Origin of the sequence: Bdellovibrio sp. HCB117 (assembly GCF_047305915.1) — a bacterium.
In the GTDB taxonomy this organism is placed as follows: Bacteria; Bdellovibrionota; Bdellovibrionia; order Bdellovibrionales; family Bdellovibrionaceae; genus Bdellovibrio; species Bdellovibrio bacteriovorus_B.
The window spans coordinates 1551638-1567661 of sequence record NZ_CP178622.1 but is presented as its reverse complement, the minus strand read 5'-3'; the positions used below and the strand labels follow the sequence as shown (position 1 = coordinate 1567661).

Sequence of the window (16024 nt, the reverse complement as noted above, 5' to 3'; positions counted from 1 at the left end):
CCCTTTAATTTCTAGACACCCGTTCATAAAGATCAATCATATCTTGAACAACGACTTCAGCCGCGTGGTACTTTTCTACATATCGGCGGCTCTTTTCCCCAATCTGTTTCCGTGCCTCAGAGTCTTGAATAAGCCATTTCAAATTCTCATAAAGGTTGTCTGCATTGGTATTTACAAATGGTAAATCCTCGGGAAATTTGGGGATAATTTCATCGATAATATATGTCAGTGTCGGCTTACCGCTTCCCGCAGCTTCGATTGCGGTATATCCATAAGATCCACATCTTAATTCATCGACATACACGTCACATTCAGAAATCCTTTTACGAACTTCTTTCTGTGTCATGTTCGACTCTAGGAGAACCGGTTCGAACTCCAGGCCTTCTTTCTGAAGTTTTTCAAATGCCTTCTTTATGTGAACAGTACCTTTAACGAAAGGATGAGTGGGAATGTGCAAGAAGATAGGTTTTCTATCCTCTCGCGGATATACGCAATGAAGCTCATCCATAAAAATGGGCGGCCTAAATGCGTGGACTTCGTCAAAATAGCCCTTCATATACAATGTCATTTCGGGATCCGTCGCAACTTTTACACCGAATTTAGAAAGCCGTGAAAGCATTCTTCTTATATTCTTGTCTTTCTCGGGCTCTTGATAACGGAAAAAGTAAGGATTGATTGAGGATGCAACTTCAATGATGCGCGCATCGCCTCCACCCCAAGTTATAATGGTAGGAATTCCAAATTTTTTGAAAATCCATACATCCAAATTGTATGGCAGAATGGTTCCACCATGATAGTGAACAACTCTCCCCGTGCGTAGAATTCGAAGAACCAGCCAAAACCTATTGAAAAGGCGACGAAGCCAACCGTGACTTGCGTCGTGAAGACACTCGTCATAGTGCAACTTTCTATTGGACTTCCCTATGGAGTTTGTCGCTCCCCCTTTATCCAGACTATCAGAAATAATATTAATACTTGGAACACCCTTTTCGCGCAGACCCTTTGCAAGAACATAGGGCCACCCCGCAAGAGAACCAAACTGGTAAATGACTTTAGACATTAAATTCCAACGCTTCCTTAAGTTTTTTCTTATCCGGGAAATTGATAAGAACTCCCATATCCTTTTTTTGATACACGACCATACTTCCAACCCCCACGGCCGAAGCACCACCGCTTTTCACTATATCTGCAATATCTTTTATCGAACCGGCTCCACCCGATGCGATAAGAGGAACAGACAAGCTGTCTGATACTTCCCTTGCGACTTTGACGTCGAAACCATTCCACGTACCATCGTTATCCATAGACGTTAGCAGAATTTCTCCGACACCTTTGCTTTCAAGCTCAAGCGCCCAGGATTTGGGATCAACATTTTGCTTCCTGGTCCCATCATGAGAGTAGACAGCTGCCTTCCCCCAAAACGAGTGTTTGTAGTCAACGGATCCAATAACGGCCTGCGAACCATAAATTTCAGACACTTTAGTAATGAGGTTCGGATCCTCAAAACAAATGGAGTTAAGTATCACCTTTTCAAAACCAATACTGAAAATTCTTTTAACATCATCAAATGTCTTAATCCCGCCACCATAGGCTAAAGGCATAAAACATTCCGAAGCGATCAGCTCTAGCAGCTTGAAGTTAGGCTTTGAGTTTTTCTTGGAAGCTTCAATATCCAGAAAAGCAAGCTCATCCACCTCAAGTTCATTGAATATCCGTACGGTATTGATGGGATCGCCGATATAATTATACTTGTCAAATTTTACGGTCTTAACAAGACTCTCGCCTTTTAGAAGTAGGACCGGGATGATTCGAGTACGCGATGAATTCATCTAGAGCCTCGCAAAGTTCTCGAGCAATTTCATTCCGAACTTATGGCTTTTCTCGGGATGGAATTGAGCACCAAAAATATTATCTTTTTGAATCGCCGAATCAAATTCGACACCATAGTGCGTTTTCAGAATAGATTCATTGGGGTTCACACACTTAACAAAATAGGAATGAACAAAATAAAAACGAATCTCTTCAAAGTTTTCGAAACCCGCCACCAAAGGACTTGCATTAGCCAGATGAGCCTGACTCCATCCCATATGTGGCACTTTAAGTACTTTCGTATCAACCACTTTTCTGAAGCTTAAAGTTTGTGCCTCAAACCATGCAAGGCCAGGCAACACGCCTTCTTCACTTCCCTGAGTCAACAATTGCATGCCCAGACAAATTCCCAAAACGGGGACCTTCTCTTTAAGCGCTTTTTCGTCCAAAGCTTCTTTAATTTGCAATTCATTAATCCTAGACATCGCGGCATCAAACGCCCCTACGCCCGGTAAAAGAATTTTATGCGCTTTCCTTATTTCTTCTGCAGTAGAAATAATTTCTGTTTTAACGCTAATACGTTTAAACATATTAACAACGGAGCCGATATTACCCATTCCATAGTTAACAATTGAAACCATCACATGCCTGTTTTCGAAGTGTACTTAATGTAAAAGCTCATAGGGACAAGATTTGCCTTAGCTAGCACGTAAAACAACGGTCGTAAAAGTTCAAAGAGTGGTTTGTAGGTTGGATAGTCTTTAAACGTTTTCTTTTCGCCGCTCATGATAGAATTAAATTCGTCTTCGTTAATATGAAGTCTGTTTTTGAAGTATTCCACAAGGCCTTCCTCCAAGTGAGGAGGCTCTGCATAGAGTCGCAGAGCTTCTGCGCGGGAAATTTTCCCCGTACGAGCGGCTGCAGCAAGGGAAAGATTTCGTAAATCCACTCCGAATTTCTTAGGCAAATAATAGCTATGATTAAAGGCCACCAAGCGGTTTTCCAAATGATGGCCGCCATAATATTGCCAACCGTATTTATTTTCTAGAAAAGCGCGCGCATCTTCTTTCGAATAATTAATATACCAATACGGTCGAATTTTCTTAATCCTTTTTACTAACACCCACTTCATAAAGGATATGAAATCCATCAGCGGGTATGTTTTTAATCGCATTTTTCCAAATTTTTTGTGGATTGATTTGATGTACTTTCCATCAAAATAGAAACTGCCAAGTGGAGCAATTCCTTCCGTCATAAAGGAATGGCCTTCAAGAATATATTTAACTTTGTATTTATCGGCTGCTCTATATAGAACTTCGGCCAATGCAAGATCAGTGGAGGCATCCAGCTCTGGCACTCCGGATCTGAAAAACGCACTAAAAATGTCGTCGACCTCTTTGTTATCAACAACATAGGTATACAAATCCACGTTCAAGGGACCCAGCATTTTTTTGATGTTTTCAGTCGCAATGGCACTATTCCAGGTATTGTCATAGTGAACGGCTAAAGGACGCAATCCCCATTCAATAGCCTTATGAAGCATGAAAGAGGAATCAACACCGCCGCTGACCCCGACGACACAGTCGTATTGTCGACCTTTTCCGTCTCTTTTAATTTGCCTCAAGATTTCCTGAAGTTTAGCCTCGCCGGAGCCATCAAGAATTCCATAATCTTTAGCTAGTTGATCCGTCTGGAGACAATAATTGCAGACTCCTTGCTCATTAAAGTGGATCAAAGGAACTCTACTGTCATATATACATCTTGAACAAATTTGGATTTCATTCATTTTCAAAAATCATTTCTTTTTTAGTCTTTGAAGCAAAAAAATCGAATGGAGATAGTGATACACCCTCTACCTCGATTTCTAATGGATCTATTGCTTCGTGTGAGGTCTTAATAAAAAAACGTCCGCCATATCGAAAGACAGTTCCCGCTTGTGCGCCTTTAAAATCATCTGGAACTTCCGCAACTTTGGCACGCACAAATTTAACTTTCTGCTTATCAATAAATGAAAAGGCGCACGGATAGGGCTTGGTTTGCGCCCTTATAAAGTTGTAAATCTCATTGGCTTTTTTACCCCAATCAATCAACCCGTCTTTTTCTGTACGAATGGGCAAAGGTTTGATTTTACTTTTATCTTGAACCTTGTAAGAAACATCGCCATTCGCCAGCTTCCGCATTTCAGATACTAACACCTCTTTAGAAGTTTTAATAACTTTGTCATAAAGAGTCGCAATAGTGTCTTCCACATCAATAGAGATCTCTTTTTGCGAAAGGATGTCACCGTCATCGATGCCATCTTCAATCTTGAACATCGTAACGCCGGTTTTCTGTTCTCCATTGATCAGCGCCCATACCAACGGAGAACCTCCGGCATAGTCCGGTAGTAAAGAGGCATGGATACCGAACGTGCCAATTTTAGCCAAACTACGTACGGATTTAGGAACTATGAAATACCAGCCCAAAACAAGAATGATATCCGGATCAATCTTGGCGATAATATCCCTGTAACTTGTCAGCGATTGCTCGCCTCCCGATACAAAATAACATGAAATACCGTGCTTCTGAGCCAGCCCTGCGACATCGGCGTAATTTGAATTCTTATACTTTTCCGCAGCTTCCTGACCTCGTTTTTTCAGTTCAAATTCTTGTGGAATTGAAAATACGGCATCGACCGAGATATTATTTCTCAGAAGTTCGCCAAGCATTTCCTCACTGAATTTTGTCGCGCCAAGAAATATTACTTTCATAAACTGCGCTGAATCGCCGACTTCACAAATTCGAAGTCCAATCCCGCATAACACGGGAAGGTAATTGTATTATTCCCTAAGAATTCAGAATTCTTTTGGACATCATTGTACTTATTCCTGAAGTAAGTACCACCACTCATGCAGTAGGTTCCCAGAGTGGTCTCTACGCCAAGCTCTTTCAACTTACTAATTAATTGATTTCGGTCGATTTCTTTAGGGACCACAAAGACAAGTGACTGAACGTTGTAGATCACGTTTTCTGATACTTTTTGAACGGAAAAACCAAGAGGCTCTAGAAAGTCTTGGTACTTTGAGCGAATCGAGTTTCTTTCCGCAACGATCGCATCTAACTTTCTAAGCTGTTTAAGGCCCATGATTGCCTGCAGCTCCGGAAGTCTGTAATTGTATCCGTAGTCAACGAAATCAAACTTACCATCCGTAACAACAGAGCCATGATTCAGTTTTACGTCCAACTGGCTCGCATACGCAGAATTATTGGTGGTAATAGCTCCACCCTCTCCTGTTGTTAATAGTTTACGGGGATGAAAACTGAAGCAAGTCAGATCCGCTATATTTCCACAACGCACAGAATTTTCACTACTGCCGATCGCGCAAGCCGCATCCTCAATCAGAGTCACTTTGTGCTTACTACAGATATCCTTGATCTTGTGAATGCCACTGGGATTTCCAAGCGCATCAACAAAAATAACAGCCTTAGTTTTAGGATTGATTTTCTTTTCTAAGTCTTCAGGCAACATATTGAATGTCGTGGGATCCACATCGGCAAAAATGGGAGTTGCACCCACATCTTCCACAACGTTGGCAGTAGCCGGAAAGGAGAAATCCGAAACTATGACTTCATCTCCTGGTCCAATATTCAAAAGTTTTAAACACATTGTTAATGCTGTTGTTGCAGATGTAGCCAGGTACGCATGCTTGGCACCCGTATATTTTCTTATCTCCTCACGGAACTCTTCTACGAATTTTCCCTTCGTGAACCACCCACTATCGAATACTTCACGAAATTCTTTTTCCACTTCGTCAAAACTAATGTAAGGCTTGATCAGCTTAATCATTTGATATTTTCCTTGTACCATTCCAGTGTTTTACGAAGACCCACCTCAAAAGGCGTCAACTGGTAATCAATCATTTCTTTCACTTTCTGATTGCTGGCATTATGGGTCTCAACGTCAGCGCCGCGTGCAGATTTCTGCAAAATTTCCCCTTGGTATCCCATCAACGTGGAAATTTGGTGGATCAGATCTTTAATAGAAATTTGACCGTCCGTAGAAATGTTCACACTATCTGCTTTCTTCATCACGGGATAAAGCTTGATAATGGCATCCACTGTGTCTTGAACAAAAATAAAGTCGCGGCTTTGTGCACCCGTCCCGTGAATCTCTGGTTTTTGACCTTTAAGAATTTTGTAGGCTGTAATTGGAATAACTCCTGCAAGATAGCCTTTGTAGTTCTGTCTTGGACCATAATTGTTGAAGGGTCTTACAATGAAACAGTCCAAATCGAACATATTCACATAACTTTTCACCGCAAGGTCTGCGGCGGCCTTGCCTGCTGCATATGTCGTCGTCGGATTGATAGGATGATTTTCATCCATAGGTTCATATACGGCAGTTCCGTAAACCTCTGACGTAGAAAAATGCACTAAAGTTTTAAAGCTTCCGCGACGTTGGTGTTCAAGAAGATTTAAGACTCCCGTGACATTCGTATCAAATGCGTTCTTCGGATTCACAAATGAATAGTTCAAAGCCTTAGTTGCGCAGTTAAAAACAATGTCGAAGTTGTATTTTGAAAACACATAATCTAAAGAAGATGTGATTTCGATGTCGTCTTTATACAAAACTGCGCCGAGTGACAATGCGGCGGCTAGATTTTCCTCGCTACCTACGAACATATTATCAATCACTACAACTTGCTTGGCACCTTCCGAAATAAGACGATCGACTAGATGGCTTCCAATAAAGCCGGCTCCACCAGTCACCAAAATTGTGCTGTCTTTAATATTTGGTCTCACGTCCCACTCCCTACTTTTAGATATCCGTAATCTTGTGTTCTATCTTGTTACCCATCTTATCGATGAAACGATAATGTCTTGCGGGATTTCCCATCACCAGACTGTAGGGCTCGACATCTTTGGTCACAACACTTCCGGCGGCGACCATGGCATATTCGCCAATAGTAACTCCGCACACGATCGTCGCATTAGCCCCGATACTCGCCCCTTTTTTTACAATCGTCGGTACTATTTTCCAGTCGCTGATAAAAGCGCGAGGCACTATATCATTCGTAAATGTTGCATCGGGACCAACAAAGACGTCATCTTCAATTGTCACACCCGTAAACACCGAAACACCATTTTGAATTTTGCAACCGTTACCAATTTTAACGAACTCAGCGACGTAAACATCCTTTCCAAGGATGCAATTCGCGCCAACAGTGGTTTCCTCGCGAATTTGGACATTAATCCATACTTTAGTTCCTTCGCCTACCTTCGCACTTTCTGAAACATGAGCGGACTCATGAATAAAAGTCTTCGACAATTTCTACCTCTTTAGATGCCCAGAATTAACAAATCTGCCGTCTGCAATTATCTGAAAACTGGAATATGATAATATTTTTGCCCAACAATATAATACATTAAAAAATAAATAAAACTTGAAATGGCTGTCGCGTACACAGCTCCACGTAGACCGAACATTTTCACCAATCCATAACATAAAACCAGATTGATCAGAAAAGTCAGCCCATTGATCGCTAGCACCCACTTCGTTTTCTTTTCGATGAAAATACCAGGTGTAAAACTTGCGACACCAGTGAATAAAATCGATATAGCTATCCAGGGAACCAGATGGGCCGAATTTTGAAACTCAGCGCCCCCGATAATGGTTACGACGGGCTGTGACAAAAGGAATAGCAACAGTATCAAGACTGTTGAAGCCAATCCAAAATATCTAAAGAGCTTTGCGATGGCCTCTGCCGTGCCGGCCTCGCGATATTTATTATAAATGAGAGGGGTTAAGGCCGCCTGACTTCCTGCAACGAGAAGACCTACAACTGATGCAATACGGTAAGCAAAACTGTAAAGACCTAGCTCCGAAGTACTTAGCAAGTACGTGATAATAAAACGATCCACGTAAAGCATGGCATAGACCATCAAACTTGAAAAAACCAATGGTACCGAGAATGCCATCATCTGCTTTAGACGAGCCTGATCGAAAGTAAGGGAATAATATTCGCGTGACCAATAAACTGAAATCAAGATTGATATAAAAGCAGCAAAAATCTGAGCATAAAAAACAGCTTCCATTCCGAACGTAAAATACTCTAGCAATACAAAGGCACCTGCCGCGGACAGGAAGCTATAAAGAACACTCACAAGCAGATTCTGCTTTGATTTTAGCTGCCATCTCAATTGACTACTAGAATAGTAATAAAGAAAGTTGAAACCGTACGAAAAAAACGCGATTTTCACTAAACCTGTATAATCACTCTTACCAAAGAGAACTTCCGAAACCGCTTTTGCTGATAGGTACCCGGGGACCAAGAAAACAAGATACAATCCTAGAATGAGCCAAAATGCGGTTGAAACGATTTTACGCCGACTCTCAGTATCCATTGTTTCGGGAAAAAAACGTGCGACAGCTTGATGAATCTCAAGCCCAATAACGATTGCGAGAATCGTTCCCGTGACCGATAAAAGATCTATGACACCGAATTTTTCAGAAGAAAAAAACCGTGCATATATAGGAAGCATGAGAAAGCCGATTCCACGTGTTAATATCGTTCCAAGCGTGTAAAAAAAGCTGTCTCTAAAAAAAACTCTAAGCATTTATCTTACACTCGATCCAACGAAACTTGCCACTGGGGTCCACCGGGATCGTATCTGTTAGAGAAATATCGATGTGAGTCTTTGTGCCGTAAATCTTAGTCAGATTCTTAACAACCTCATCAATCTCAGTTTTTAAAGGAAGAAAATTCAGATCGTGCTTCGTCTCTAGTATGAGTTTGAATTCACCAATGGCTACCTGAACGATCTTGGCGCTATCAATGTATTTCAGTTGTTTAAATGGAAACGTGACGATTGCTGGCGGGACCATGTTCCCGTTTTGATCATAAGTATTGTCTTCTTCTCTTCCCAAAATGGAGTCCGCAATCGGGTAGAATGTTCCTCCATCCGCATTGTCATATCGAACATTCGTCATGCAATCAGTCAACTTGTAGCGGATGAAAGGCATAACTTCATTTATCAGACTTGTTGCGATCAATTCTTGTCCGCTATTGTTAGACTCTAAGATTCCATAGGCTGGAACAAAATAATATTTCCTATCGCTGAGCCAGGAAGCCAAAGCCACCTTTTCGGCCTGCCCATAGTGAATCGTTTTTTTACACGAAAACACTTCGTCGATAACTTGCATCTGCCAATCGTAAAGAATTTCCGAAGCCATCATGATAGCTTGGGGTTGATACTTAACTCCCTGTCTTTTTACGAGGGTTGCGAATTTCCACAACGCCGAGGGATATCCGTGCAAGAACTTATATCCAACTGAATTTATTTTTTCGATCACCTTTGATAGGTTGTCTTCCGAAAGCTTAACGATATTGATCCTCAGAACATTCACATCAGGTAGATGCAAATAATCTAAATCCTTATCAATAAACCCGCGGAACTCGACCCGCCCATCACCCGGTTTATAACCTACGCGCGCCCACTGATAGCAAATACTTGCCCATTCTCTGGAGTCTGTCTTTTGATCAAAATATAGCTTCAAAGCTTTTCCGGTGGTTCCGCTTGTATTTCCGATGAATAGACTGTCTCGACTATATAAATCTAACACCATCGAATCAGAGAAGTTACGAACCTCTCCCTTCGTTAAGACAGGTATCTTGTTTATATCCTTAAGGCTCTTAAGCTGGTCAGGAGAAAAACCAGCTTCGTCATACTTTTTTCTATAGAAACTCGAATGGTCATAGGCCAATTTTACGATGCGATGCAATTGACGAAACTGGTATTCCTCTACTTCTCGCTTTGACTTTCTTTCCATTTCAAAAAGGAATTGGTAAAAGCTCCAGAAATCTTTATCTAATTTTCTGTATTTATACGGAATAAACGAAATTAACCTCCTGAAAAATCCTTCCAGAAGCACATATTTCTTAATACTGTTTTTTACGTTAACAAGTTTCATGAGGTATCAAATCTTATACCGCTTTTTTATTCATTCGCTCAACCAAAAGCTTTATCCAAACCAGGAGTTCCAGCAAAAGCACACCCCAAACGATGCCGTACGTCGCCAGAAGTGAATTTCTCAAAGAATCCATTGATATAAATACCGCTAGAAGAAGCACCAGGCTGCCTTGAACAGCCCTGAGAGGATTTGCGAACCCCCCAATAGATGACCACCACCATAAAAAGGCGAGAATAATTCCGGTCAGGATCGACATCCCAACAGCGGCCCACACCCCCGCCTGTGCATAAAACACGAATTGCATGGGAGCTGCCACGGAACCGTTTTCAATATGAGGCCACATCAGCTTCCAAACATCCGTGTTATCGGTCCATTTTACTTTGTTGAATACAAGATCCAACCCGTAGTGGGGATACACGTCCGGATAGGCCGCAACGTAGAATACAGAAGGATACGATACACGGAAAATCAGCGCGCTGACAGGAGCTAAAAGACGTTTCTTTGAATCTGGCAGGCTCTTCGCCGCTTCCATAGCCTCCACCTCAACAGCAATCTGCTCTTCTGTTAAATTCCATTTTTTTTCAAATTCATTCGCCACGGAGGATTTTTGTTTATATTTGACGGCTGATTGAATATTGGTTTCGGAAATTGCCAAGGTCGGTAAAAATATCAATAGCCAATAGAGTAAAATTGAGGCGACCCCAGCAATAATAATCTTTTTAATAACTGAAGCATTTAGATATTCCAAAAGATAGGCGATAAACACAATTTGAAAGCAGATCAAGATCGGGCGTTTTTGAAACAGCATAGCGGAAAGAGTGACCGCTATAGACACCAAAGCCGCCGCCAACAATTTACTCTTGTTAAGCTTCAAGAATCGTATCGCCACAATAGAGCAAACCGACGGAACAATAACGTATAAATTTATAAACTCCGGCGAGGAAAGCTTTTCAAACAGATGATATCGCGCCGCAATCCACTGAGTGTAATTCGAAAACCAAGTCGACATCATACTAAACGAGCCAGCACGAGCGACGGAAATCCCCGCCAAAATCAAAGACAACAGAAGCGTTGTGATCTCAGCTTCGGAAAAGTTCCTTGATTTTGAGGTTTTTTGCAGGAAAATCTCGACTCTATCTCTGACTTTCTCCAAGAAAAACAGAATCAAAAGATATCCGCCAACGAATCCAACGACCGGCCAAACCATCAACTGAAGTAACAGCGTTTTCTGATTTTCATCAAGAGCCAAAAAAGAAACTCCCGAATTCAATATGTATAATTGCCGATAAAATGCGGGGCCCCAAACGGCCAGGTAAACCCCCACGGCGTTAAAGAACAAAAAACACATTAAATAAAAGAAAAGCGGTAGCAAATTTTTTGTATTAAAAAATCGGGTCAAAACCATTCCTGCCATATCCGTCTAAAGCCTCACAAAGCTGCTTTTTTTAATGAAATTCTATAGGAATTGAAAAAGTTAATAGCTGTTGCCATAAAATACGTAACTAAGGATACAAAAGCGACACCGACAATTCCCCATCGCTCTGCCACATAAATATTTAAAATTAAATTGAGTAAGCTGATAGCAAACCCAGTGAAAACATAACTCCATGGGCTGCCCACGCAAGAGAGATAGACGGAGAAATAATTATTGATGCTCATGAAAAATGCAGCCCAAGTTAAAATACGCATTGGTGCTGCGGCTGCGGCATAGTCTTCGCCATAAAGCATGCGGACTATTTCACCAGATATAAAAAAGAAGACTGTGATTCCTAGAAGGAGCGGTACAAGGTAATATCTTAAAGCTTTGATCACTTTTTGAAACGCTTCCTCAGTAGTCTTAGAATCCCTAATTTTCGGAAAAAGAATCGCGGCTATTAAAGAAGGTAAAACAAGCAACAAATCGCACAGAGAGGATGCGACTGAATAGATTCCGGCACTGAATCCTCCCAACATTCTCTCAATAATAAGTATGTCAATTTTAACCAATAATAAAGTTGCGATCATTGAAAGATAAACACGCCCGGAATATCCGATTTGATCGAAGATAAAGCTCAGATCAAAATGGAACTCAAACTTAGTTGGCATCCTTTTCAAAGCGGAATAAGCGAAAAACACACCGCCAATAGCGAGCCCGAGTAATGAAGATAGCAGGGCCGAATTCAGACTAAGAAGCCCCGAAAACCCCAAAAAACAAACAGCGATGACAGTGACAAATTTTGAGATAAGCTCAAAAAGATTAAAATCGCGAAACTGACTCAAACCTAAGAGCAGTTGTCCCATAAGCCAGAAGGCAATGGTCGCTATAATTAACAAGAGAGTATAAATAGATGTTGAGAAGCCTGCATTTTCAACAGGAAAAGAAAGATATCTCCAAAGAGGATAGGCTATAACCGTTCCACCTAGGGTCAGAACTAATAAAAATCCAATATTTAATGAGAACAGTCTGTTGAATTTAGAAAGGTCTTTCGCAATGACATAGGTATTAGTGTTCTGAAGCCCAAAACTTAATACCTGAGCCCCGATGGCGACCAAAGCGACGATGGCTGAGTACGTCCCCCGAATTTCGGGACCGAGTCGTCTCGCAAGATAAACTTGCCCAAAGAATGCGACACTCAAGCCGATCCCCCTGACGACAGTTGACTCAATAATAGTCTTAACTACAGGTTGATTTAAGAGTCTTTCGATATAACTTTGTAACTTCTTAAACCCCATCAATGATCTCTTGAACGTGTCGTTTCCAAGTGTACTGCTTTAAAGCCTTACGACGCGCATTGAATCCTAAATGTTGGACCGCCTCTGAATTTGAAATCATCCAAAGAATAGCTTCTGCCAACTGAGAGGAATTTCCCGGAGCAACCAATATAGAGTCATTTTTTTGTTGCGGTAAAGTCGGCCAGATCGCCCCGTCGCAAAGTGCTTCACCAATTTGCTCAAGGTTTGATGCTATAACAGGTTTACCCATGGCCATGTATTCAAATAACTTAGTCGGAGAACCAAAAAAACGACCTCCATCCGGATTGTTAACATGAGGACTTAGCAGGACATCCGACCCTGCTAGATAAACTGGCGCTTCCTTTTGGGGAACCAATCCAGTCATTACAATCCTTCCGCGCGCGATATGAGATGCTAGTTTATCAGAAAAGATTTTTGCTTCCGGGCCATCGCCAATCATCCAGAACTTTACTTTATTCTGATCAAGCAAACCCGCATTCCTCTCATAAAGTCCTTCGATAGCCTCTGCTAAAACTCGGACCCCGTGCCATTGGCCAAAAGTTCCAACAAAAGTGAAAACTTTGTCGCCGGCTTCAATTCCCCATCTCTTTCTCAATGTCTCGGTATTTTCTTTACTGTAAAGAGAAGGGTTAAAGACGTCGGGATCGATACAGTTCGGATAGACTACAATTTTTTTCGGATCGGCTCCACGCTCAATGAGATCATCACGAAGAACATTTGAAACAGTGACTATTAAGTGAGAGTGCTTGAAACAAACTTTCTCAATACGGTCCGCCAGCGAATTAAATCGAAGCGGCACGCCCCAGTTTTTTGCAATCCACGATTCCGAGCCGTTGTACTCTAAAATCAACGGTTTGTTCAAAGCCCGAGAAAGTCGAACTCCCGTAAAATTTGCTATTGATAGTCGTTGATAGATAAAATCAGAACTCTTTAAGATATCGTCATTTTTGAGCTCAGCAAAAAGTTGACGATCGTACGAATAATGATTGAGTTCTTCCGGATAACTCAAGCTGATACTTGGACTGGACACTCGATAGGGAATAAGATCGTCCACTAAAAGCGGTTTGTCGGCACCGTAATAATTAACAGAAAACTTGTTTTCCAAGAATCCTTTAATGACTCCAGCAATATGTCCTACGGAACCACCCGCTTTAACGCCGACCCAATAATTTGTTTTTAAATAGAAAACTTTCTGATCCTTTTTTGAAACCACAAAGCTCAGAGGCTTTGCCTTTTCCAATTTTAGAACATCCAGCCAGTTATAAAACAACGACGCCCAAGCCTTCAGGTTTTGAACAACGAAGGAAGCCATAATTGCTAAAATTTCGTTGCGCTTAAAAGGAATCTTTTTTTCACCTATCCAAACATAAAGCTCGGTCGATGGCGTCAGAATACCTAACAGCTTTAAAATCTGCAAAACTCCCACAGAGTTTTTTGGGTCAAATAAAATAATAAGCTGGCGTGCTTTAAGACTGCGCAGATTTCGAAGAATCCCAAGGGGATTCGACGAACGCAGACTTCCCGCCGAAACAAAGTCGAGCGATTTCCCCGCCGCATCTCGAATAGATTTTTTATCGTGTTCGGTTACACCATAAAGTGATAAAACGATTGTATCTTTCATAGGGCTACTTCATCTCGATATAAGTTTTATGCCAAAGCGCAAAATTATATAAGTACCATAGCTGTGCACCCGAAGATTTAGATATATGCTCTTCGATCACGTCCGGCTCAAAAAAATCCGTACGGCGAGCAAAACTTCGTAGCTCAGTACGAATTTCATCACCCAATTTGTCGAATAGCCACTCGTATACTGGAACTCCAAATCCTTGTTTCGGTCTATCAATGATTTCGTCAGGAATGAGACCACGAACAGCCTTCTTTAAGATATATTTCAAGTCACCGTTTTTGGTTTTAACTTTGCTTGGGATGCTCATTGCCATTTCTACGAATTTATAATCAAGAAAGGGTACGCGCCCCTCCAAGCTGACCCCCATGCTCATTTTATCAACTCGCATAAGCAGTAGCTCTGGAAGACGTAGATTTAAATCTAAATACGTCATCCAATTTAAATCAGACTTTTCCCAAGCCTTGGCATGGAATCGATCCCAAATAGGACGAATGCCTTCAAAAGAAGAGTAATTAGCAAATTTCTTTTTTAAACGTGGAGACAATAGACGCTTTTTTTGCTCTTCCGTAAAAGATTCGGCGCCTCCCCAAAAGACAGGCTTATCCTCTACCACTCTTTGTAAAGCGGCATAGGGCCAACTGTCTTTTTTCCCCATCATGCGCAGGACGGATAGTCCCGCTTTCTTAAAGACTTTAGGAACTGGCCATGCATTGGCTTGTTGCAAGCGAAGTTTCAATTTCCACGTCGGATAACCCCAAAACAGTTCGTCACTGCCTTCACCAACCTGACAAACTATAACACCATTATCTCTTGCAAGTTTTGAGACAAAATAGACCGGTACACAGACGGGATCTGCAATTGGTTCATCCTGCAAGTGAATCATATTAGGCAAAAAGCCCAACAAGTCATCGACGGTCAATCGTTGCTCGAAGTACTGCGCATTGAACTTATCCGCGACACTTTTGGCAAAGTGAAGCTCGTTTTTATAAGTTCCATAATCCCTATCATACCCAATAGAGAATGTCTTAACGTTGGAGGTTTCGCCCTCGCTAAACAACGCCACATTCGTGCTCGAATCAATGCCCCCAGAGAGAAAAATACCCACTGGAACGTCGCTGACTTTGCGAAGTTTTACCGACTCACGAAGTTCTGAAATGATTGTTTGAGTGATTTCTTCTTCTGACTTATTTGTCATTGGTTTGGTGTAATCCCAAACATCCCAGTACTTTTTCTCTTCAACTTTTCCGTCCAAGGTTACTTTCAACCAGGTGCCCGCAGGCAACTTCAGAATACCGTCAAAAAGAGTCTGAGGTGCAGGAGTCGTCAAGAACGACAAATAGTGATAGAAAGCTTCCTCATGGACAGCTCTTTTTTGATCTGGATCTTTTAAGAGTGCCTTAATTTCTGATGCGAATACCAAGCGTCCGTCATGAATTGAGTAATAAAGTGGTTTAATCCCGATACGATCACGAACCAGCCACATTTCTTTTTTCTTATCATCCCAAATACCGATAGCAAACATGCCTCGAAATTTATGGATACAATCAATACCCCACTCTGCGAAGGCATGAACAATGACTTCCGTATCAGAGTGATTGGTTTTCCATTTGTACTTCCCTAGGGCTTCGAGTTCTTTGCGGATGTCAGCGTGATTATAAATCTCTCCGTTAAACGTGACCCAGATGCTGCCATCTTCGTTGCTCATAGGCTGGATCGCAGAAGTCGACAAGTCTATGATCGCAAGACGTCTGTGTCCGAACCCTACTTTTTTGTTCTCAGAAACCCACACTCCGGCACCGTCTGGTCCCCGATGCTCCATCGTGTCTCGCATACCAGAGATATATGGTTCCGTGATCTCAAATTTCGAACTGTTAAAAGAAATCGCGCCGTTGATTCCGCACATA

Annotated in this window: 14 protein-coding genes; all 14 read right to left on the bottom strand. The window is 41.7% G+C overall.

Annotated features, from left to right (window positions below):
* Positions 1 to 4: 4 nt before the first annotated feature.
* The 14 genes from ACLWBD_RS07490 to asnB all read right to left on the bottom strand — a co-directional run bounded on the left by ACLWBD_RS07490 (position 5) and on the right by asnB (position 16023).
* Complete coding sequence (locus tag ACLWBD_RS07490) at positions 5 to 1060, bottom strand: glycosyltransferase (RefSeq protein WP_413570384.1); 1056 nt, start codon at positions 1058 to 1060, stop codon at positions 5 to 7.
* A complete protein-coding gene (locus ACLWBD_RS07485; RefSeq protein WP_413570383.1) occupies positions 1053 to 1829 on the bottom strand; it encodes an AglZ/HisF2 family acetamidino modification protein in 777 nt (258 codons plus the stop codon). Before ACLWBD_RS07485 ends, ACLWBD_RS07490 begins: the two co-directional genes overlap by 8 nt.
* A complete protein-coding gene (gene hisH / locus ACLWBD_RS07480; protein WP_413570727.1) occupies positions 1830 to 2450 on the bottom strand; it encodes an imidazole glycerol phosphate synthase subunit HisH in 621 nt (206 codons plus the stop codon).
* Positions 2450 to 3595, bottom strand: coding sequence for an N-acetyl sugar amidotransferase (locus ACLWBD_RS07475; protein WP_413570726.1), 1146 nt, complete (start codon positions 3593 to 3595; stop codon positions 2450 to 2452). The genes hisH and ACLWBD_RS07475 overlap by 1 nt, the downstream gene beginning before the upstream one ends.
* On the bottom strand, positions 3588 to 4559 hold the full coding sequence (locus ACLWBD_RS07470; RefSeq protein WP_413570381.1) for a methionyl-tRNA formyltransferase: 972 nt from the start codon (positions 4557 to 4559) through the stop codon (positions 3588 to 3590). Before ACLWBD_RS07470 ends, ACLWBD_RS07475 begins: the two co-directional genes overlap by 8 nt.
* Complete coding sequence (locus tag ACLWBD_RS07465; RefSeq protein ID WP_413570380.1) at positions 4556 to 5635, bottom strand: DegT/DnrJ/EryC1/StrS family aminotransferase; 1080 nt, start codon at positions 5633 to 5635, stop codon at positions 4556 to 4558. The genes ACLWBD_RS07470 and ACLWBD_RS07465 overlap by 4 nt, the downstream gene beginning before the upstream one ends.
* Complete coding sequence (locus ACLWBD_RS07460; RefSeq protein ID WP_413570379.1) at positions 5632 to 6591, bottom strand: GDP-mannose 4,6-dehydratase; 960 nt, start codon at positions 6589 to 6591, stop codon at positions 5632 to 5634. Before ACLWBD_RS07460 ends, ACLWBD_RS07465 begins: the two co-directional genes overlap by 4 nt.
* A 16-nt stretch (positions 6592 to 6607) precedes the next feature.
* A complete protein-coding gene (locus tag ACLWBD_RS07455) occupies positions 6608 to 7117 on the bottom strand; it encodes an acyltransferase (RefSeq protein ID WP_413570377.1) in 510 nt (169 codons plus the stop codon).
* Between the two features lie 47 nt (positions 7118 to 7164).
* Positions 7165 to 8406 carry an oligosaccharide flippase family protein gene (locus ACLWBD_RS07450; RefSeq protein WP_413570375.1) on the bottom strand — a complete coding sequence of 414 codons (1242 nt, stop codon included), beginning with the start codon at positions 8404 to 8406 and terminating at the stop codon, positions 7165 to 7167.
* Positions 8399 to 9619 (bottom strand): hypothetical protein, encoded by a 1221-nt coding sequence (locus tag ACLWBD_RS07445; RefSeq protein WP_413570373.1) that lies wholly within the window; start codon positions 9617 to 9619, stop codon positions 8399 to 8401. Before ACLWBD_RS07445 ends, ACLWBD_RS07450 begins: the two co-directional genes overlap by 8 nt.
* Positions 9620 to 9773: 154 nt before the next feature.
* On the bottom strand, positions 9774 to 11174 hold the full coding sequence (locus tag ACLWBD_RS07440) for a hypothetical protein (RefSeq protein ID WP_413570371.1): 1401 nt from the start codon (positions 11172 to 11174) through the stop codon (positions 9774 to 9776).
* 14 nt (positions 11175 to 11188) lie between these two features.
* On the bottom strand, positions 11189 to 12472 hold the full coding sequence (locus tag ACLWBD_RS07435) for an oligosaccharide flippase family protein (protein WP_413570369.1): 1284 nt from the start codon (positions 12470 to 12472) through the stop codon (positions 11189 to 11191).
* Entirely contained in the window at positions 12462 to 14114 is a 1653-nt protein-coding gene (locus ACLWBD_RS07430) for a glycosyltransferase (protein WP_413570367.1), read from the bottom strand. The genes ACLWBD_RS07435 and ACLWBD_RS07430 overlap by 11 nt, the downstream gene beginning before the upstream one ends.
* Before the next feature lie 4 nt (positions 14115 to 14118).
* Positions 14119 to 16023: an asparagine synthase (glutamine-hydrolyzing) gene (gene asnB, locus ACLWBD_RS07425; protein ID WP_413570365.1), complete on the bottom strand. Its 1905-nt coding sequence runs from the start codon at positions 16021 to 16023 to the stop codon at positions 14119 to 14121.
* Position 16024: the final 1 nt, after the last annotated feature.

Bases quoted from the DNA above. Each gene is read 5' to 3' on its own strand.
- ACLWBD_RS07450 (WP_413570375.1), bottom strand. From the start codon at position 8,406: ATGCTTAGAGTTTTTTTTAGAGACAGCTTTTTTTACACGCTTGGAACG.
- hisH (WP_413570727.1), bottom strand. From the start codon at position 2,450: ATGGTTTCAATTGTTAACTATGGAATGGGTAATATCGGCTCCGTTGTT.
- asnB (WP_413570365.1), bottom strand. From the start codon at position 16,023: ATGTGCGGAATCAACGGCGCGATTTCTTTTAACAGTTCGAAATTTGAG.
- ACLWBD_RS07485 (WP_413570383.1), bottom strand. From the start codon at position 1,829: ATGAATTCATCGCGTACTCGAATCATCCCGGTCCTACTTCTAAAAGGC.
- ACLWBD_RS07490 (WP_413570384.1), bottom strand. From the start codon at position 1,060: ATGTCTAAAGTCATTTACCAGTTTGGTTCTCTTGCGGGGTGGCCCTAT.
- ACLWBD_RS07475 (WP_413570726.1), bottom strand. From the start codon at position 3,595: ATGAATGAAATCCAAATTTGTTCAAGATGTATATATGACAGTAGAGTT.
- ACLWBD_RS07470 (WP_413570381.1), bottom strand. From the start codon at position 4,559: ATGAAAGTAATATTTCTTGGCGCGACAAAATTCAGTGAGGAAATGCTT.
- ACLWBD_RS07445 (WP_413570373.1), bottom strand. From the start codon at position 9,619: ATGGAAAGAAAGTCAAAGCGAGAAGTAGAGGAATACCAGTTTCGTCAA.
- ACLWBD_RS07440 (WP_413570371.1), bottom strand. From the start codon at position 11,174: ATGGCAGGAATGGTTTTGACCCGATTTTTTAATACAAAAAATTTGCTA.
- ACLWBD_RS07435 (WP_413570369.1), bottom strand. From the start codon at position 12,472: ATGGGGTTTAAGAAGTTACAAAGTTATATCGAAAGACTCTTAAATCAA.
- ACLWBD_RS07430 (WP_413570367.1), bottom strand. From the start codon at position 14,114: ATGAAAGATACAATCGTTTTATCACTTTATGGTGTAACCGAACACGAT.
- ACLWBD_RS07465 (WP_413570380.1), bottom strand. From the start codon at position 5,635: ATGATTAAGCTGATCAAGCCTTACATTAGTTTTGACGAAGTGGAAAAA.